General features: G+C 70.3%; 15 protein-coding genes. 6 read left to right on the top strand and 9 right to left on the bottom strand.

The window, feature by feature from the left end:
* The first annotated feature begins 33 nt into the window (after nt 1-33).
* The gene (locus tag ACWF9G_RS19865; protein ID WP_379307589.1) at nt 34-396 is read left to right on the top strand and encodes a nuclear transport factor 2 family protein; all 363 of its coding nucleotides are present in this window, start codon (nt 34-36) and stop codon (nt 394-396) included.
* Nucleotides 397-444: 48 nt separating this feature from the next.
* Here ACWF9G_RS19865 and ACWF9G_RS19860 read toward each other — a convergent pair whose 3' ends face one another.
* Nucleotides 445-1,536, bottom strand: coding sequence for a 3-deoxy-7-phosphoheptulonate synthase (locus ACWF9G_RS19860; protein ID WP_452516956.1), 1,092 nt, complete (start codon nt 1,534-1,536; stop codon nt 445-447).
* 315 nt (nt 1,537-1,851) lie between these two features.
* On the opposite strand from ACWF9G_RS19860, the gene ACWF9G_RS19855 reads away from it, so the two are divergent.
* On the top strand, nt 1,852-2,661 hold the full coding sequence (locus tag ACWF9G_RS19855; protein WP_452516954.1) for an NmrA family NAD(P)-binding protein: 810 nt from the start codon (nt 1,852-1,854) through the stop codon (nt 2,659-2,661).
* Between the two features lie 98 nt (nt 2,662-2,759).
* Here ACWF9G_RS19855 and ACWF9G_RS19850 read toward each other — a convergent pair whose 3' ends face one another.
* The 3 genes from ACWF9G_RS19850 to ACWF9G_RS19840 form a co-directional block, all read right to left on the bottom strand.
* Nucleotides 2,760-3,230, bottom strand: a complete 471-nt coding sequence (locus ACWF9G_RS19850; RefSeq protein WP_452516953.1) for a carboxymuconolactone decarboxylase family protein — start codon at nt 3,228-3,230, stop codon at nt 2,760-2,762.
* A 94-nt stretch (nt 3,231-3,324) separates the two neighbouring features.
* Nucleotides 3,325-4,188 carry an oxidoreductase gene (locus ACWF9G_RS19845; RefSeq protein WP_452516951.1) on the bottom strand — a complete coding sequence of 288 codons (864 nt, stop codon included), beginning with the start codon at nt 4,186-4,188 and terminating at the stop codon, nt 3,325-3,327.
* A 78-nt stretch (nt 4,189-4,266) separates the two neighbouring features.
* A complete protein-coding gene (locus ACWF9G_RS19840; protein ID WP_452516950.1) occupies nt 4,267-7,986 on the bottom strand; it encodes a non-ribosomal peptide synthetase in 3,720 nt (1,239 codons plus the stop codon).
* Nucleotides 7,987-8,216: 230 nt separating this feature from the next.
* On the opposite strand from ACWF9G_RS19840, the gene ACWF9G_RS19835 reads away from it, so the two are divergent.
* Nucleotides 8,217-9,836 carry a (2,3-dihydroxybenzoyl)adenylate synthase gene (locus ACWF9G_RS19835; protein ID WP_452516949.1) on the top strand — a complete coding sequence of 540 codons (1,620 nt, stop codon included), beginning with the start codon at nt 8,217-8,219 and terminating at the stop codon, nt 9,834-9,836.
* A 109-nt stretch (nt 9,837-9,945) separates the two neighbouring features.
* Here ACWF9G_RS19835 and ACWF9G_RS19830 read toward each other — a convergent pair whose 3' ends face one another.
* Nucleotides 9,946-11,202 carry a salicylate synthase gene (locus tag ACWF9G_RS19830; protein ID WP_452516993.1) on the bottom strand — a complete coding sequence of 419 codons (1,257 nt, stop codon included), beginning with the start codon at nt 11,200-11,202 and terminating at the stop codon, nt 9,946-9,948.
* Between the two features lie 234 nt (nt 11,203-11,436).
* Here ACWF9G_RS19830 and ACWF9G_RS19825 point away from each other — a divergent pair, with 234 nt between their 5' ends.
* Nucleotides 11,437-13,866, top strand: a complete 2,430-nt coding sequence (locus ACWF9G_RS19825) for a glycerol-3-phosphate 1-O-acyltransferase (RefSeq protein WP_379307573.1) — start codon at nt 11,437-11,439, stop codon at nt 13,864-13,866.
* Nucleotides 13,866-15,281 (top strand): HAD-IB family hydrolase, encoded by a 1,416-nt coding sequence (locus ACWF9G_RS19820; RefSeq protein ID WP_452516947.1) that lies wholly within the window; start codon nt 13,866-13,868, stop codon nt 15,279-15,281. The genes ACWF9G_RS19825 and ACWF9G_RS19820 overlap by 1 nt, the downstream gene beginning before the upstream one ends.
* A gap of 35 nt (nt 15,282-15,316) precedes the next feature.
* On the opposite strand, the gene ACWF9G_RS19815 is transcribed toward ACWF9G_RS19820, so the two are convergent.
* From ACWF9G_RS19815 to ACWF9G_RS19805, 3 genes are all read right to left on the bottom strand, one after another.
* On the bottom strand, nt 15,317-16,522 hold the full coding sequence (locus ACWF9G_RS19815; RefSeq protein ID WP_452516945.1) for a Dyp-type peroxidase: 1,206 nt from the start codon (nt 16,520-16,522) through the stop codon (nt 15,317-15,319).
* Nucleotides 16,515-17,066, bottom strand: coding sequence for a copper chaperone PCu(A)C (locus tag ACWF9G_RS19810; protein ID WP_452516944.1), 552 nt, complete (start codon nt 17,064-17,066; stop codon nt 16,515-16,517). The genes ACWF9G_RS19815 and ACWF9G_RS19810 overlap by 8 nt, the downstream gene beginning before the upstream one ends.
* Before the next feature lie 97 nt (nt 17,067-17,163).
* A complete protein-coding gene (locus ACWF9G_RS19805; RefSeq protein WP_379307567.1) occupies nt 17,164-17,712 on the bottom strand; it encodes a hypothetical protein in 549 nt (182 codons plus the stop codon).
* Between the two features lie 151 nt (nt 17,713-17,863).
* On the opposite strand from ACWF9G_RS19805, the gene ACWF9G_RS19800 reads away from it, so the two are divergent.
* The gene (locus ACWF9G_RS19800) at nt 17,864-18,304 is read left to right on the top strand and encodes a DUF6069 family protein (protein WP_452516943.1); all 441 of its coding nucleotides are present in this window, start codon (nt 17,864-17,866) and stop codon (nt 18,302-18,304) included.
* 61 nt (nt 18,305-18,365) lie between these two features.
* On the opposite strand, the gene ACWF9G_RS19795 is transcribed toward ACWF9G_RS19800, so the two are convergent.
* Nucleotides 18,366-19,127 carry a polyprenol monophosphomannose synthase gene (locus ACWF9G_RS19795; RefSeq protein WP_379307650.1) on the bottom strand — a complete coding sequence of 254 codons (762 nt, stop codon included), beginning with the start codon at nt 19,125-19,127 and terminating at the stop codon, nt 18,366-18,368.
* Nucleotides 19,128-19,153 lie beyond the last annotated feature (26 nt).

The following is a 19,153-nucleotide window of genomic DNA, read 5'->3' as shown; positions in this document are numbered from 1 at the left end:
ACGCGCCGCATCGTGTCGGCGACCCTCAACGTCATGGACACCAACAAACAACTCGTCATCGACGGCTTCCGGCGCTTCGCGGCAGGCGATCTCGACGTGCTCCGCACCCTGGTGCACGCGGACTTCGTCGAGCACAGCCCCGGAAACCCCAGCGGGCGAGACGCATTCATCGACTACATCGCGAAAGCACCGGTCGCCGGCGCGCAGCTGGACCTGCACCGGGTCGTCGCCGAAGGCGATTTGGTGGTCGTGCACTACGCCATGACCCCGCCCGGCGCGCCGACCAGCAGCGCCGTCGTCGACATCTGGCGGTTCGTGGACGGACAGATCGTGGAGCACTGGGATGTCGTCCAGCCGGTACCCGAGGCCGACCAGATCCCGAACGGAATGTTCTGAGACGACCGAAGGACGCCCCCGTCGCCGGGAGCGTCCTTCGTGGTCGGGTCAGGCGCCGCGGCGGGATCCGACGGCGGCGGCGAGCCGGTCGAGCTGGGCGGCGGTGACGTTCCAGTCGATGCACGCGTCGGTGATGGACTGGCCGTAGGTGAGCTCGTCGGCCTTGCCGAGGGTCAGGTCCTGGCGACCGGCGACGAGGAACGACTCCAGCATCACGCCGACCACGCCCTGCTCACCGGCGGCGAGCCGGTCGGCGATATCGGTGACGACGTCGACCTGGCGGTTGTGGTCCTTGTTGCTGTTGCCGTGGCTGGCGTCGACCACCACGCGCTGGGCCAGCGAGGACTTCTCCAGCCGCAGCTTGGCCTCGGCGACCGAGGCGGCGTCGTAGTTGGTGCCGTTGCTGCCGCCGCGCAGGATGACGTGGCAGTCGGGGTTGCCGGTGGTGCGGATCAGCGCGGAGCGGCCGTCGAGGTCGGTGCCGGGGAAGACGTGGCTGGCCGCGGCGGCACGCACACCGTCGACGGCGACCTGCACGTCACCGTCGGTGCCGTTCTTGATGCCGACCGGCATGGACAGCGCGCTCGAGAGCTGCCGGTGCACCTGGCTGGCCGCGGTGCGGGCGCCGATCGCGCCGTAGGAGACCAGGTCGGCGATGTACTGCGGGGTGATCGGATCCAGGAACTCACACGCGACCGGCAGGCCGAGCGCGGTGATGTCTACGAGCACCTTGCGGCCGATACCGAGGCCGGTGTTGACGTCGAACGAACCGTCCAGGTGCGGATCGTTGATCAGACCCTTCCAGCCCAGCGTCGTGCGCGGCTTCTCGAAGTACACGCGCATCACCACGTGCAGCCGGTCGCTCAGCTCCTCGGCCTTGGCGGCCAGCTTGCGGGCGTAGTCCAGCGCGGCGGCCGGGTCGTGCACCGAGCACGGGCCGACGATCACCATGAGGCGGTCGTCGTCGCCGTTGAGCACGTCGACGGTGGCTTTGCGGCCCGCGCGGACGGTGTCGGCGAGCTCGTCGGTGATGGGGTGGACCGTGCGGACCTCGGCGGGCGAGCGCAGGGGGCTCACGCTGAGGGTGCGCTGGTCATCCAGATCGGAATGCCGCGAGTCGATATCGGCTGCGGTTGTCATGTGTGGGTTTCCTATCTTCGAGGCCGACCCACGGACTTTCGCGAACCCGTCGAGCCGGTCAGTGTCCGGCTCGGGGGTGGAGGAGGTCAGCGCGCAGGGTCGCAGACCGGCCCACCCAGGGCCGGCTCGCTAAACCAGAAATATGCGCGCTGCATGCCGTGGACTGTACCACCGGTGAAACGTCGCCAGTCAGGGCTAGGTTGCCCGGAGTGTGGACCATCACACCGCCGCGTCGGCGAAACCGCAGGCCCCGAACCCTTGACCTCTACCTTGCTCGAGCTTTTAGCGTCGGTAGTCGACGAAAGGAAATCGACTGTGACAACGCTGGTTACGGGCGCTACCGGAAACACCGGACGCCAGGTGGTACGCGAACTCGTCGGCCGCGGCGAGAAGGTCAGGGCGGTCACGCGCGATGCCGCCGCCGCACGCACCTTGCTCGGTCCGGAGGTGGAGCTGGTCACCGGGACCCACAACGTGCCGTCGACGCTCGACGATGCCTGGCATGGTGTCGACCGACTGCATGTGACGGTGACCGCCGGGCTCGGGCCGGAGCTGATCGGCCGGGCCGTCGAGGCGGGCGTGCGCCGCATCACCGTCGTCTGGGGCGGCGGGGTCGGTCCGGTCGAGGAGGCGATCGCCGAGTCCGGGGTGGAGTGGACGCGGCTGGAGCCGCAGGAGTTCATGTCGAACACGCTCACCTGGCTCGAGCCGATCCTGACCGACGGCGTGGTGCGCGAGCCCTACGACCACCCGAGCGCGGTGGTCCACGAGGCCGACATCGGCGCGGTCGCGGCCGTGGCGCTGCTGGAGGACGGCCACCACGGCCGCGCCTACAACCTGACCGGACCAGCGGCGATCACCCCGCACGAGCGGATCGCGATCCTGGCCGAGGCGGCGGGCAGGCCTGTCGAGTTCGCCAGGATCACCCATCAGCAGGCCGTCGACCGGCTCATGGCGACCGGCGTGTCCCAGGCCGACGCGGACTATGTGATCGGCTGGTACGCCGAGTCCAGCCCGGAGTCGTACACGGTCGACCCGACGGTGGAGCAGGTGCTCGGCCGCCCGGCGCGCACCTTCGCGCAGTGGGCGGCCGAACACGGGCACCGATTCGCCCAGCGCACGTAGTCGCCTGAGCCGGGCGGCAGGGTCGGCCGCTCAGCCCCACTGTCCCGGCTCGTAGTCGCCGATCGACGGCTGAGCCGGGCGGTGGCACCGGTCTGGGCTCAGCCCCACTGACCCGGCTCGTAGTCGCCGGCCGGGGTGCGGGCGATGGCGTTCATCCGGTTCCAGGCGTTGATCATCGCGATGGCGGCGATCAGCGCGGCGGTCTGATCGTCGTCGAAGTGCTTGCGCACCCGCTCCCAGGTGTCGTCGGAGACGTGGCCACCGTCGGCGACGCGGGTCGCCTCCTCGGTCAGCGCGAGGGCGGCCCGCTCGGCGTCGGTGAAGACGGTGGCCTCGTGCCAGGCGGCGACCAGGTTCAGCCGCGTCGCGGACTCGCCCGCGTGGACCGCGTCCTTGAAGTGCATGTCGGTGCAGTAGCTACAGCCGTTGATCTGCGAGGCCCGCAGCTTCACCAGCTCATAGGTGGCCTTGTCCAGCGTCGAGTCGTCGATCACCTTGCTCGCCATGGTCAGCCGCTTGGTGAAGCTGGTCGCGACACGGTTGGCGTAGAGGTCGAAGCGCGGTTCCATGATGGCTCCTTCGTCGTTCTGTGGGGTTCTACAGAGACGACGAGGGAGCCACCCGCGGTGTGACAGCATCGAAGGTGATGCCCGTCACTACCTCTCAGATCAGGCCGCAGAGCTTCTCGGAGAGTTCCCACAGCTCGGAGGCGACCGCGCGGTCCTTCGACGCGCCGGTGCTGCCACAGCGGGCCGGGTATCCGCGCAGGCCGAGCAGGCCGTCGGGGCCGTAGAACGCGCCGGGCACGACATCGGCGGTAGCCGCGAACAGGGTCGGCAGCGCGCCCTGCTCGGCGCTCTGGGCCAGCGTGCGGTTGCCCAGCCACATCACCGCGTCCTGGATCGACTCGGTGTGCGACATGAGTTCGGTCGCGGCGTAGCCGGGGTGCGCGGCCACCGAGACCACCGCCGAGCCCTCACCGGCCAGCCTGTGCTGCAGCTCGTAGGCGAACATCAGGTTGGCCAGCTTGGACTGGCCGTAGGCGAGCCAGCGGTCGTAGCGGCGGCGCTCCCAGTTGGGGTCGTCCAGGTCGATCCGGCCGATGCGGTGCGCGCCGCTGGAGACGGTGACCACGCGATCGGTGATCCGGTCGAGCAGCAGGTTGGTGAGCGCGAAGTGGCCGAGATGGTTGGTGCCGAACTGCATTTCGAAGCCGTCGGCGGTGCGGCGCAGCGGCAGCGCCATCACGCCCGCGTTGTTGATCAGCACGTCGACGCGCTCGATCGAGTCGGTGAAGGCGCGGACCGAGTTCAGGTTCGCCAGGTCGAGCTCACGGACCTCGGTCGCACCCGGCATGCTCGCCGCGACCCGCTCCGCCTTGCCCGTATCTCGACAGGCCAGGATCACCCGGGCGCCCGCGGCGGACAGCGCACGCGCGGTGGCGGCGCCTAACCCACTGTTGGCTCCGGTGACGACGATGGTGCGGCCGGTCTGGTCGGGCAGGTTCGCGGTAGTCCACTTACTCACTGGCGAAAGTCTACTGCGACCTGCGAAAATCGCGAATCGGCAAGAGCCGGTGCGTGGTCCGCACCGGCTCGGCGGCTGTCAGGACTGCGCGAGGATCTCCTCGTCGGTCATCGCGGCGACCTCGAGGTACATCGCGGCGACCGCCTCGAGCCTGCCCGTGGCGCCCGACTCGGCCTCCCGCTCCAGCATGCGCGCGGCCAGGCCGGCGATGCTGCGGGCGGTGAACAGGTCGGCGACCACGGTGTCGGGCGCGTCGAGCCATTCGCGGATGCGGGCCACCGCCGTGGTGGCCAGCACCGAGTCGCCGCCGAGGGCGAAGAAGTCGTCGGTGACGCCGATCCGCTCGGTCGAGAGGACCTCGCCGACCACCGCGGCGAGCGCGCGCTCGAGGTCGGTCCGCGGCGCGACGAATTCCGTTGCCGTCTCGCTCTTGTCGAGCACCGCGCGGACGGCCTTGCGGTCCGGCTTGGCGTTCGAGGTCAGCGGGAGCTCGGCGAGCAGTTCGAGCCGGGTCGGGACCATGTAGGCGGGCACCAGCTCGGCGGCGGCGGCGAGCACGGCCTCGATGTCGAGGGTGGCGTCCGGGGTGGCGACGATCGCGGCGACCAGCTTCGGCGCGGCCGAGCCGACCACGGCGGCCACCGCGTGCCGGATGCCTGGCACCGCGCGCAGGGCACTCTCCACCTCGCCGAGTTCGACCCGGTAGCCCCGGATCTTGACCTGGTGATCGGCGCGGCCGAGGAATTCCAGGCCGCCGTCGGGCAGGTAGCGGGCCAGGTCGCCGGTGCGGTACCAGCGCAGGCCCTCGTGGGTAACGAACCGGTCGGCGGTGCGCTCCGGATCGGCGCGGTATCCGGCGGCAACGCCGTCACCGCCGATCCACAGCTCACCGGTGACCCAGTCGGGGCAGTCGGTGCCCGCGGGCCCGACGACGCGGCACTGCACATTGCGCAGCGGGGTGCCGTAGGGCACCGCGCTCCACTCGGCGGGGACCTCGGCGCCGACGACCTCGCAGATGGTGGAGTGGATGGCGGTCTCGGTCGCGCCGCCGAGACCGGCGAACCGGCACTCCGGGGCGAGGGCGGCCAGCCGGGCGGGCAGGGCGACGTCGACCCAGTCGCCGCCGAGGATCACCGTGCGCAGCGACGGCAGCCGCTCGCCCGCCGCGGCGGTCAGCAGCATGTCGAGCAGGCTGGGGACGCAGTTCAGCATCGAAACCCGGTGGCGGCGGATGAGTTCCACCCAGCGGGCCGGGTCGCCGCGCTGGGCGTCGTCCACGGCGACCACCGCGCCACCCGCGGCGAGCAGGCCGAAGATGTCGTAGACGGAGAGGTCGAACTCCAGGGCCGAGAGGGCCAGCGCGCGGTCATCGGCGCCGAGACCGAAGCGCTCGTTCAGGTCGTCGATGGTGTTCATCGCGGCGCAGTGCGGCACCTCGACGCCCTTAGGCTTGCCGGTGGAGCCTGAGGTGAACAGCACGTAGGCGATGTTCTCCGGATCACCGAAGACGGGGCGCGCCAACGGTTCCGCGTGGGTGCGCGCCTCGGCCAGGTCGATCGCCCTTGCCTCGGGAATCTGCGCGCCACCGACGGTGAGCACCGCGACCGCGTCCGCGGTGCGCAGGATCTCCGCGCGCCGGGCGGCTGGCTGATCGAAGCCGATCGGCACGTAGACCGCACCCGCCGCGAGCACGCCGAGGACCGCGACAACCTGGTCAGGACCCTTGGGCAGCTGCACGGCCACCGAATCACCCGGCGCCACACCGACTTCCCGCAGCGCACCGGCGACGGCCAGCGCATCGGCGGCGAGCTCACCGTAGGTCAGCTGCCCGGCGGGTTCCCAGAGCACCGCGGGCGCCGCGGGATTCGTGGCCGCGTTCGCGAAGAATCCGGTGTGCAGCAGACCGCCGCTGACCGGGCCGGAAGTCGCGTTGACCCGAGCCCGGGTCGCCGCCTGCTCCACCGGGATGCGCACACCGGCCTCGGCCTGCCACCCCGCACCGCCGACCACGGCGGCGGGACCGGACTCGGCGCCACCCAGCGGATCGGCGAGCGCGGAGCTCTGGCCGCCCAGTCGCTCGATCGCCTCGATGTACCGGGCGAACATCACCTCGACCATGCCCGCGGGGAAGGCGGATTCGCGGATGTCCCAGTTGAGCAGGAGGCCGCCGCGGACCTCGGTGATCTGGGCGTCGAGGAGGACCTGCGGGCCCTGGGAGATGATCCAGACCGGGTCGCCGAAGGTGTCGGTGACGGTGTCGGCGAACAGTTCGCCCAGGTTGAGGGCGCTGGTGTAGACGATGGGGGCGAGTACCGGTTCGCCGCGGTGACGGCCGAGGTCACGCAGGACCTCGAGGCCGGAGTAGGCCGAGTGCGCGCCCGCTTCGTGCAGGCGTTGCTGGAGGGCGCGGGCGCGGTCGGCGACGGTGGCGGGTTCGGTGACGTCGACCTCGAGCAGCACAGAGGAGGTGAAGTCGCCGACGACGCCGTCGACCTGCGGGTGCACCGGCTCGCGGTGGAACAGCGGCAGGTTGAGCAGGAAACGGCGCTGCGCCGACCAGCCGCCGATGGTCTCGGCGAATACCGAGGCCAGCGCCATCGCCGGGGTGATGCCGCGGGCGTGCGCGGCGTCGAACACCCGCGCCTTGGCCTGCGGGGAGAGCCAGCGGTGCAGGCGGATCGTGCGGCTGGGGTCCGAGATCTGCTGGGCCTGCGGCAGTTCCGGCGAACCGGGCAGCTCGGGCAGGCGTTCCTGCCACCAGGCGCGGTCGCGGGCGTGCTCGTCGCCGGTGCCCGCGGGTTGCTCGGCCAGGTACTGGCGGAAGGTGTAGTCCTGCGGCGGCAGCTGTTCGCCGTGGTAGAGCCGGGCCAGGTCGGTGATGAGGATGCGGTAGCTCATGGCGTCGGCGGCGAGCATGTCGACATCGAGGTGCAGGCGGGTGCGGCCGTCGGCCAGCTGGGTCAGCGCGATATCGATCACCTGACCGTCCTGCACCGCCATCCGCTGATGGGTGCGCGCGGTCCGCAGCTCCTCGAGCCGCTGCTCGGCGTCCTCAGGGGACGCCTCGCGCAGATCGGTCACGCTGTACACGGCGCGGCCAGGCCGGTCGAGGGTCTGCTGGGTGCCGTCGGGCAGGAACCGGGTGCGCAGCATGGGATGCCGGACGAGCAGCTGCTCCACCGCGTGCTCGAGCCGTTCGGGATCGACACCGGCACCGTCGAATTCGACATAGAGGTGCGCCGCGACACCGCCGAGCTCCTGGGCGTCGGACCGGCCGATCCAGTACGCGTGCTGCATGGGGGCCAGGGCGAACGGGGTCCCGTCATCGGGCACGATCACCGAGTCGCTTGCCGCCGAATCGAAGTCGGCGTCCACCGGCTGCCTGTCGGCGGTCAGGGCACCCGGCGCGGAGACCTCGTCATCGGCAGCGGATGGCACCACTGCGTCGACGTCGCGGGCCGTGACATCGACGGCCGAGTCGGTCGCCGATGCCACGGCGCCCGCAGCCGTCGCGCTCGAGGCTTCGGTGCCGCTCACCGCGAGGTCGTCGGGGTCGGCGCCGTTGAGCAGGGCGAACCAGGCGTCGACGGTGGGGTGGGCGGCGAGCAGGGCGAAGTTCACCGCGATGCCGCGCTTGCGCCAGCCGCCCGCGAGCTTCATGGTGCGGATCGAGTCGAGGCCGAGCTGGATGAGGTCGGTGGCGTCGGCGACGTCCGAGGGGGCGAGGTCGAGGTGGCGGGCGATCGCGGCGCGGATCTCGGCGCGGTCGATCACGACGCCTTCGGGTGCTGTATCCATCTGCCGGTTCACTCCTTGCTCGCCGTCCGGGGCCGGACGGATTTCGGTACTGCCCGGCGGCAGCCTACTTCATTGAGATAGGGTTGCCTAACCTATGCAAGGTTAGCCTGCGACGCGGGCACCGAGCTACCGGTCTCCCCACCCGCGGCTATGCCGGATCGACCAGCGGGAGGGCCGAGGCCGGGTGCGAGAAACACGCGGCGTGAGCCGCCAGAGCAGCGAGGCAGAACGTGACGTCGACATCGGCCGAAGCAGACCACCGCGAGGGCTACGTCCCCTTTCCCGAGGCCGTGGCACAGCGGTACCGGGCCGACGGCTACTGGGCCGGACGCACACTCGGCGACCTGCTCCGCGACTCCGCGCGCGCCCAGCCGCAGCGTCCGGCAGTCCGCACCGACGGTGGCACCCAGACCTACACCGAACTCGACGCGGCCGCCGACCGGATGGCGCACGGCCTGCTCGCCCTCGGCATCAACCCCGGCGACCGGGTGATCGTCCAGCTGCCGAACATCCCCGAGTTCGCCACCGCCCTGTTCGGCCTGCTGCGGGCAGGCATCATCCCGGTGCTCACCCTGCCCGCGCATCGCCGCGCCGAGATCGAGCACCTCGCCGCGCTCTCCGGCGCCGTGGCCTACCTGATCCCCGACACCCTCGGCGATTTCGACTACCGCGAGCTCGCCACCACGGTGCGGCAGGCGGTTCCGTCCCTGCGCCACGTCCTCGTCGCGGGCGAGCCGGGTGAGTTCACCGCACTGGATTCGATTGCCCGCGACGGCGATTCGCTGCCCGAGATCGATCCGTCCGAGATCGCGCTGATGCTGGTCTCCGGCGGGACCACCGGCCTGCCGAAGCTGATCGCCCGCACCCACGACGACTACGCCTACAACGCCACCGCCAGCGCCCAGGTCTGCGAGCTCACCCCCGACGACGTCTACCTCGCGACACTGCCCGCCGCCCACAACTTCCCGCTGGCGTGCCCCGGCATCCTCGGCACCGTCGCCACCGGCGGCGCGATCGCCTTCACCCTGGACCCGAGCCCCGAGGCCGCGTTCGCCGCGATCGAGAAGCACGGGGTGACCGTCACCGCCGTCGTCCCGCCGCTGGCCCAATTGTGGAGCGCCGCGGTGGAATGGGAGGACGCCGACCTGAGCTCGCTGCGCCTGCTCCAGGTCGGCGGCGCGCGCCTGGCCGAGGTCAACGCCCGCGACGTGGAACCCGCACTGCGCTGCCGCCTCCAGCAGGTGTTCGGCATGGCCGAGGGCCTGCTCAACTACACCCGCCTCGACGATGACGACGAGCTGGTCTGCACCACGCAGGGCCGCCCGCTCTCCCCCGCCGACGAGCTCCGTGTCGTCGACGCCGAGGGCGACGATGTCGCGCCCGGCGAGGAGGGCGAACTGCTCACCCGCGGCCCCTACACGCTGCGCGGGTATTACCGTGCGCCCGAACACAATGCGCGCGCCTTCACCCCCGACGGCTACTACCGCAGCGGCGACCTGGTGCGGCAGCTGCCCACCGGGCACCTGGTGGTCAGCGGCCGGATCAAGGACGTGATCAACCGCGGCGGCGAGAACATCTCCTGCGACGAACTCGAGGAGCACCTGCTCGCGCACCCCGCCGTGCGGCACGCGGCGGCGGTCGGCCTGCCGGACGCCTCGCTCGGCGAAAAGGCCTGTGTCGTCCTGGTTGTCACCGGTGAGCTGCCGAGCCTCGGCGAGATCAAGACCTTCCTCACCGAGCGCGGCCTCGCCACCTACAAGCTGCCCGACGTTGTCCGGCAAGCGGATTCGCTCCCGATCACCGCCGTCGGCAAAATCGACAAGAAGGCCCTGCGCACTGATTTCGCGTGAACATGGGTAACTCGCCGGGAACGCCCGGCCCGGGCCGACGGCTGCAACCGTCGGCCCGGCCGCGCAAGTCCCGCGCACCCCACGACCGGCAGAAGTCGCGGGGAGGCGGTCAAGCCTTGACTACGTAGGGCGCGACGCTGCCGAGCTTCTCGCAGGTCTCCTCGAACTCACGCTCGGGACGCGACTGCCCGACGACGCCGGCACCGGCGCGCAGCCACGCGCCCTCACCGGTCTGGTAGATCGCCCGCAGCACCAACGTCGCCTCCATCGCACCGGTCGGCGAAACACACACCACCGCACCGGAGTACAGGCCACGCGGATCGTGATCGTTACGGAAGACGGAGTCGACGCCCTCGCGCTTGGGGATGCCGGAGGCGGTCACCGAGGGGAACAGCACCTCGAGCGCGTCCCAGCTGGTCCGGTCGGCGGCGAGAGTGCCGCGCACGGTCGACGCCAGGTGTTGCACGCTGCCACGCTCGCGCACCGCCATGAAGTCGGAGACGGCAGGCGTGCCCGGCGCGGCGACCTCGGTGATCTCGGCGAACGAGGTCTGCACCGAAATGGCGTGCTCCACGATCTCTTTCGGATCGGCGAGCAGCTCGGCGCGGGCGGCGTCATCGGCCTCGACACCGAGCCCGAAGGCGCGGGTCCCGGCGAGCGGCTCGGTGGTGACGATCCGGTCGTCGTCGACCGAGGCCACCAGCTCCGGGCTGAACCCGGCCGCTTCCAGCCCGCCGAGGCGCAGCAGGAAGGAGCGAGCCGGGGTGTTGTTGGCCCGGCCGAGACGGTAGGTGGCCGGCACGTCGACGGCGAAGGGCAGATCGACCTTCCTGGACAGGATCACCTTCTGGTAGTCGCCGGAACGGATCTCCGACACCGCCGTGGCGACGCGCCCCTGGTAGTCGGTCGGGTCGGGCCGCACGTCGACCGGGAACGCGACCGGCAGGTCGGTGCCCTGCGACGCGGCGATCAGATCGTGGATATCGCAGGCCTCGGCGGGGGTGGCGCCGCTGATCCGCACGCCGGTGGCGTCGATGCGGACCTCGATCCGCGGAATCATCAGGTGCACCAGCGGGGTCAGCGGGTTCAGGTAGCGGGTCGCGGCCAGCGAGAAGGCGCAGAACTCGAAACCGATCCAGCCGTAGGCATTGCGGCCGTCCAGCGGCAGCGCGGCCAGCGCGGCGTCGACGACCTGGGCGGGCCTGCCGGTCCACGCGCGCGCGGTGGTCTTGCCACCCCACACGGTGCGCAGTTCACCGGCGTCGAGTTCGACGCTGCCGAGCGGGTCGGCGGCGAACACCCACCCGCCGGGCTGCTCGTACATCACGTACTCGCCGAACCGATCGGCCGCCGCCAGCCGGGACATCGCTGCCGCCGGATCGGTCACATACTCCACCCGTACGGGCTGTTCCGTCGACGACAACGATCCTCCAAGGTAATGCTGACCTAACTTCTTCGTGGTTAGGTTAGCATTACCTCGTGGATTAGCCAGCCAGGTCCGTGGGTATCCTTCGCCACCCCGGCCTGCGGCACGGCCGTGCGCAACGCGCGGTAATCCAAGTTCGGTGCGCCGAGGCGGATCTGCCGCTTGAATGGAGAGATGATCGACATCGGTGGGCGGCGCGGCCCGCGAACGGGACCCATGGCCGACTCGGTGGTCGCCCTGGTCGACGCGGCCTCCGGCGTCGAACGCGAACTGATCGGCAACTGGATCGCCGAGGGCGGACTCAGCCGCGACATCGGCTCCGATGCCCCGGTGACCCAGCTCGACCTCGACGCGAAGGCGATCACCAAACGCCTGGTCGGCAGGCACGACGACCCGCTCGTCGTCCCGGTTCGGGTGCTGTGGCTGCCGCCGGAACGCGATGGCGTCCGCCGGGTCACCTTCGCCGACCTGGTCATGCTGACCAACCCGCGCAAACCGAACCGGCTCGTCCAGCGCAGGCTGCTGCGCACCGAACCCGACCGGCACCGGGTACTCGTCGGCGCGCCCGCACGGCTCAGCGAGCTGCGCACCAACAATCCCGAGGCCGCCGCCCTGCTGCGGGCGGGCACGGCCGAGCCGTTCGCGCGCTCGGTGGTGCGCGCGGCCGTCGTCGCGCTGGAGCGGGCCGAGCGCACCGTCATCGGCGACCGCTACAAGGTGCCGCAGCTGGTGGCCGAGGAGATCCTCGATTCCCCCGAGTTCCAGCGCAAACTCGACTACATCGCCGACGAGACCGGCACCGAACCCGACCAGGTGTATCGCAATGCGGAGAAGGCGCTGCGCGAACTGGTCGCCGCGCAGAGCAGGCTGGTCTCGGACCTGTTCACCCAGGCCATGCGACCGGTGCACGCCTCGACCTGGAAGGTCGACACCGACCTGCCCGGCCTGGACGCGCTGCGCAAGCTCAACCGCAAGCACCCGCTGGTGTTCCTGCCCTCGCACCGTTCCTATGTGGACGCTTTCGTGCTCGGTGACGTGCTGGCGCGCAACGACTTTCCGCCCAACCATGTGATCGGCGGAGCGAACCTCAACTTCTGGCCGATGGGCCCCATCGCCCGGCGCACCGGAACGGTGTTCATCCGGCGCAGTTTCGGTGACGACGAGGTCTACAAGGCGGTCGTCGAGGAGTACTTCGCCTACCTGCTGGCCAAGCGCTTCAATCTGGAGTGGTACTTCGAAGGCGGTCGCACCCGCACCGGCAAACTGCGGCCGCCCCGCTACGGCTTGCTCAATTTCCTCGCCGCGGCGGTACGTTCACGCCGCGTCGAGGACGTGATGCTGGTGCCGGTCTCGATCACCTACGAGCGGCTCAACGAGCTGGGCGCGATCGCGAGTGAGCAGTCGGGCGGCACGAAGAAGCCGGAGGGCATCGGCTGGCTCGCCAGATATGTCCGCAGCCAGCAGCATTCGGCCGGGCGCGTGTATGTGCGGTTCGGCGAGCCGCTGTCGGCGCGGGAACGGCTCGGCGCCAACGGTGATCCGCTCGATCAGCGTCCGATGACGATTCCGCTGCGCGACACCACGACCGGCGAGACCAGCGTGCCCGACGAGTCGGCGCTGCGCGAGAGCGAACGGAAAGCCGTGCAGCGGCTGGCCTTCGACATCGCCGTCGGCATCAACCAGGTCACCCCGATCACGGTGAACGCGCTGGTCACGCTGGCGCTGCTCGGCGTACACGAGCGCGCGCTGACGCTGGGGCAGGTGCGCACGGTGGTCGACCCCGTTCTGGGCTACATCGCCCAGCGCGGGCTGCCCAGTGGCGAGCTGTCGGCGCTGCGTGACGATCAGGGCCTGCGGGTCGTCCTCGAACAGCTCGCGCTCGCCGGTGTCGTCACCGTGTATCGCGGTGGGCTGGAGCCGGTGTACGCGATCGAACCCGGCGCGCACCTGGAGGCGGCGTTCTACCGCAACAGCGCGGTGCACTGGTTCGTCAACCGGGCCATTCTCGAACTGGCCGCGCTGACCGCCGTGGAGGAACCGGGCGATGACCCGCTGCGCTCGGCGTGGAAGGCCGCCTTCGCGTTACGCGATCTGCTCAAGTTCGAGTTCTTCTTCCCCGAGCGCAAGGAGTTCGCCGAGCAGATCATCGACGAGGTGCGGATCATCGTGCCCGAATGGGACGAGAACACCCCCGACGATCGGCTCGATCGCCAATTCCTCGGCGCGCTCACCGATTCCGGCTTCGTGATGGCGCACCGCGTGCTGCGCTCCTTCTTCGACGCGCAGCTGGTGGTGGCCGAGCGCTTGGCCGCGCGGTCGGCCGACACAACGATCGACCGCAAGGAGTTCATCGACGAGTGCGTGGCGGTCGGGAAACAGATGCTGTTGCAACAGCGATTGCACAGTCCGGAGTCGGTCTCGACCGAATTGTTCACCAGTGCGTGGAAACTGGCCGACAATCACGGCCTCGTCGCACCGGCAGCTCCGGGCGCGGAAGCCGAATTGCTGGAACGGCGGCAGGAATTCGCCGAACGGCTCCGTGACCTCGGTGAGCGCATCGCACGGGCCGCGAGCCTCGACCCGTCGAACCGGACCGCGATCTGATGAGCACACTCGCCGAAGCACTGGCCGCTATCCGGTCGGGACCGCAGGGATCGCAGGTCGCCGCCGTCTTCGATTTCGGTGGCACCGTTGTCGACGGGCTACCGCGACGGAGTCTGGCGCGCAGACTGTTCCGTCGTGGTGATGCGCGCAGAGCCGCACTGCTCGGTGGCATCGTGCGCGGTGGAAACGACGGTGACTACGCGCGCGTACTGCAAGCCGTCGAGCGGACCTGGGCGGGTCGAACCGAGTCCGATCTGGAAGAGCTGGGCCGCAGCGCTTTCCGCCGCGAGATCTACGGCAGGCTGTTCCCCGAGGCCTGGCAGCTCGTGCGTGCTCACCAGCTGGCCGGGCACACGGTGGTGCTGGTCAGCGAACTCACCCGGTTCCAGGTGCTGCCCGCCGCCGAACGACTCGGCATCGAGCATGTGCTGTGCACGGAACTGGCCGTGGACGACGGCATCCTGACCGGGCACACCGAGGGCGCCCCGCTGTGGCGTGCCGAAAAGGCGGACGCCGTCGGTGAATTCGCCGCGGCGGCCGAGGTGGAGATCGGCTATGTCTATGCCGACAGCGCCACCGATCTGCAACTGCTCGACCTGGCCGAGATCCCCACGGTGGTCGACCCCGATCCGAAGCTGGCCGAGATCGCCGCCGAGCGAGGCTGGCCCGCACTGACGTTCCGTCCCCGCCTCGCGCCACGCCCCGTCGACTATCTGCGCACGATCGCCGGCTTCGCCGCGCTGCTCGGCGGCGCGCTGGTCGGTGTGCTGCGCAAGTCCTACACCGGCCGGCGCCAGGCCATGGCCGACGCCCTCATGCACGACGCCACCACCGCGACACTCGCCGCGATCGACGTGCGGTTGCGCGTCGTCGGCGCCGAGCACGCCCGCGCCCCGCGACCCGCGGTGTTCCTGTTCAATCACCAGAGCCAGTTCGACGTGATCATCGTGCCCAAGGTGCTCGGCGGGGCGGTCACCGGCATCGGCAAGAAGGAGCTGGCCAATCATCCGCTGTTCGGCCCGCTCATGCGGTTCGTCGGCGTCACCTTCATCGACCGCACCGATACCGAACGCGCCAAAGCCGCGCTCGAGCCGGTGGTTTCCACCCTGCGCGACGGACTCTCGATCGGTGTCGCGCCGGAAGGCACCCGGTCGTACACGCCGCGGGTCGGCCCGTTCAAGAAGGGCGCGTTCCATATCGCCATCCAGGCGGGCGTGCCGGTGATCCCGGTGGTGATCCGCAATGCGGGCGAGATCGCCTGGCGGGATTCGCCGATCGCGCGGGCGGGAATTGTCGATGTCGCGGTGCTGCCCCCGATCGATGTCTCCGGCTGGGACCCCGCCGCGATGGACGACGAGGTCGAGCAGGTGCGGCGGCTGTTCGAGAACACCCTGCTCGACTGGCCGCAGGCCTGAGCAGGCCGGGCGCGGTGGTGCGCCCGGCCGGACTCTCAGGCCTCGAACAACCGCTGCCCGAGATAGTGCCCCGGTCCCGGCACGCCGGGCGGGATCGCGAACACGGCCGAACCGACGGGTGTCGTCCATTCGTTCAGCGCGTCGAATTCCGCCAGCCGCTGCTGCACCGGCAGGAACTGGGTGTCGATATCGCGCTGGTAGGCGACGAACAACAGGCCCGAGTTCGACACCTGACCCGGGGCAGGGGCTTCGTCGTAGTTGAAGCCGCGGCGGAGGAAACGTTCACCGTCGTTGGCGTGCCTGGCCCGCGCGACGTGCGACGAGGGCGGGATGACCGGGATGCCGTTGCGGTCGACCGCTGTCAGGTCGGGCTCGTCGTGTTCGGCCGTGCCGGTCAGCGGCGCGCCGTTGGACACCCGGCGGCCGACGGTGAGTTCGCGGCCGTCGGCGTCGAGTTCGTCCCAGGTGTCGAGGTCCATGGCGATGCGCCGCAGCACCAGGGAGGTGCCGCCCGCCAGCCACGGCGTCGACGCGCCGTCGTCCCACACCAGGCGATCGAAGTCGACTGTGCGCGGGGCGATGTTGACGGTGCCGTCGACCTGGCCCATGAGGTTGCGCATGGTCTGGCCGCGCGGAGCGTCCCGGAAGCCGCGCTGCACCCAGCGCACCGCGACCAGCGATTTCACGTGCTTGGACAGCACCCGCACCGCGTGCGCGACCGTCGTCGCCTCCTCGGCGCAGACCTGCAGGACCAGGTCGGCGCCGGTGTAGGCGGGATCGAGGCGGTCGATGGGGAACGGCGGAAGCTGCCGCAGCCAGCTCGGACGCCGCTCGGCCATGCCCGCGCGGGTGAACAGCTCGGGTCCGAAACCGACCGTGATCGTCAGGCGGGCGGGTCGGGTCGCGAGTTCCGGTTCGGTGTCGGCGAGCGCGGGCAGGCCCTGGGTGAGCCTGGACGCGTCGTCGGTCCAGATCCGGAGCAGGCCGATGATGTCCTCGCGGCCGACACCGGGCGCCAGGTCGAAACCGGCGAAGGCCACGTGCCCGGGTGGCGTCGTCTCGACGCCTGCCTGGTGTGGGCCGTAGAACGGGACGACGTCGAGCGCATCGTCCCCGGCTGGTTCCTCACGTGCGAAACCAGCCGCACCCCAGCTGATTCCGGCCGCGCCGACGACACCCGCCGCCGCGGCTCCCCCGCCGAGCAACCGACGGCGGGAGAGCCTGGGATGCGGATCAGCCATGCGTGGGATGCTCGGTGCCCGGCGTGTAGTTCTCCTTGCCGCCGGCGAAGTCGCGGACCTGCGCGGTGACGACGGTGCTCGAACCGTCGGCGAAGGTGAGCGTGAGTGTTGTTTCCGCGCCGGTGCGCAGCGGCTGCTTCAGATCCATGAACATCAGGTGCTCGGCGCCGGGTTTCAGCGTGACTTCACCGTGCGCCGGGATGGTGATGCCACCGTCCTTGGGGCGCATGGTCTTGGCGCCGGTGCTGTCGGGCACCACCTCGTGGATCTCGACGCGATCCGAGGCCGGGCTGGTCGCGGCGACCAGGGTCATCGGTGTGTCGCCGGTGTTCCTCAGGTTGCCGAAAGCGGCGGACATGCCGGAATCGGCGGCCTTGATCCACTGGTCGCTCATGGTGATCCGGTCACCCGTCGGCGCATCGGGTGCGGGGTCGGAGGCCGAGCAGGCGGTGGCGAAGAAGGTCAGCGCGGACAGGGCCGCCGCGGCGCCGAGACGGCGTGCGAGCCGGGGTGGACGCAGGGCGGTACGCGGGAATGCGGACACGGGAGAACTCCGATCATCGGGGTTGGGTGAGAACCCGAACCGACGCGCGGAGTCGACGAATCGACCGCACGGACAGCGGGATTCGTGGAACGGCGGACTACGCCGGAACGGGATGAAGTCTGGTCGCGGCCGCGGGTGGCGGTCCGCGCAGGCCGATGCCGGGTCGCAGGAGGAGCTGCCGCAGGACCGCGCGTTCCTCGACCGGTGGCAGCCGCAACGCGGGCGCGGCGGGCTCGGTGATCCCGGCCAGCACGAGGACGAGGCGCCGCACGCTGGTGATCGCCCGCCGCGCGCCGATTTCGGCGGCGCGGATCGCCAGCGCGCCCGCCGGGATCGCCACCAGGTGCGCGAGCAGCATGGCGGCGGAGAAGCTGTGGTGATGGGTGTGGCCCAGCGTCAGCGCGGTGTGACCGATGCCCTGGCCGACGGCCAGCACCGCCATGGTCGAGGCCGGACCCTCGCCGCGGGGCAGCGCGGTGACCACGACGCCGATCAGGGCGCAGGCGGCGAACAGCAGCGTCAGCGACGATCCGGTGGGAACCGCGGTCGCGCCACCGAGTCCGTGCGCGAGCACGGCGACCGCACCGGAGGCGGCACCGACCGCCGCGCCACGCAAGCGCGCGGTGTGATCCGTCGGTGAACGCACCCCGCCATGCTACGACCCGCTGTCGTAGGCGGACGGTACAGGGCGCGTGACCAGCGTCTCACCCGGTTCGCGGATTGATCACGTTGACCGCTTGACCTAAATAATGGTTCAGGTTTGATGATGGTCTCACCACCGAATGAGGGAGAACATCATGACCACCACCACCGCCACCCCGACCGCAATCCGCACGCTGCCCGCACTGAACCGGCCGGTCGCCGTCCTGGGTGGCGTGGCCGCCGCCGTCGTGGCGAACTTGATCGTCTGGGGCATCGGCGCGGCCGCGGGCGGATCTTTCATCACTACCGAGGGCGGCAAGGTGATGGACGTCGCTCCCGGCGGCGTGATCTTCATGTCGACCGTGCCGCTGCTGATCGGCCTGACCGTCGCCGTGCTGGTGTCCTACCTGTGGACCGGGGTGCTGCGCGTCGGCGCGGTCGTCGGCTCGGCACTGTCGATCGCGACGATCGCCATGACCGTCGACGCCGATTTCGACACCGCCTCCACCATCGCGCTGTCGGTGATGCACGTGGTGCTGGTGCCGGTGATCGTGGTCGCGCTGGAAGGCGTGCGCAAGAGCATCACCGCCCGTTGACCCCCGCAACGACGAAGGACCCCGCCGGAGATCTCCGGCGGGGTCCTTCGTGTGTCAGTACTTACACCGAGCGGCCGAACAGCAGCTTCCACGGCATCAGCGCCGACTCCAGCTGCACCTTCAGGCTCATCTTCGACGCGCCGAGGGTGCGCTCCTCGAACCGGATCGGTACCTCGGCGATCGTGTAACCCTTCTTGATCGCGCGGTAGTTCATCTCGACCTGGAACGAATAGCCGTTGCTGCGGATCGACGCCACGTCGATCGCGCGCAGGGTGTCGGCCTTCCACGCCTTGAAGCCGGCGGTCGCGTCCTTCACGCCGAGGCGCAGGATCAGGTTCACGTAGAAGTTGGCCCAAGCCGACAGGGCCTTGCGGTACCACTTCCACTCCGCCGCGGTCGAGCCGCCGGGCACGTACCGGGAACCGAGCACGACGCCCGTATCGGCGGAGCTCAGCTTCTCCAGCATCGCCGGGATCACCTCGGCGGGGTGCGACAGGTCGGCATCCATCTGGATCACCACGTCGGCGCCCTCGGCCAGAGCCTGGGTGATGCCCGCGATGTAGGCGCGGCCGAGGCCGTCCTTCTCGGTGCGATGCAGCACGCTCACCACGTTCGGCAGCTCGGCGGCCAGCTTGTCGGCCACCTCGCCCGTGCCGTCGGGTGAGTTGTCGTCCACCACCAGCACGTGCAGGTCGGGGACCGGCAGCGCCGTCAGCCGCTCCACCGCCACCGGCAGATTTTCCCGCTCGTTGTAGGTCGGCACAACAACGGTAACCCTCAAGGGTCGCCCTCCCTGCTCACCTGGTAACGCCTCGCGACCCAGCCAGCGGGCGCGAGGGCATGTCATCG

This window comes from Nocardia sp. NPDC055029, assembly GCF_053608525.1.
This window is presented reverse-complemented; position numbering and strand designations above follow the sequence as displayed.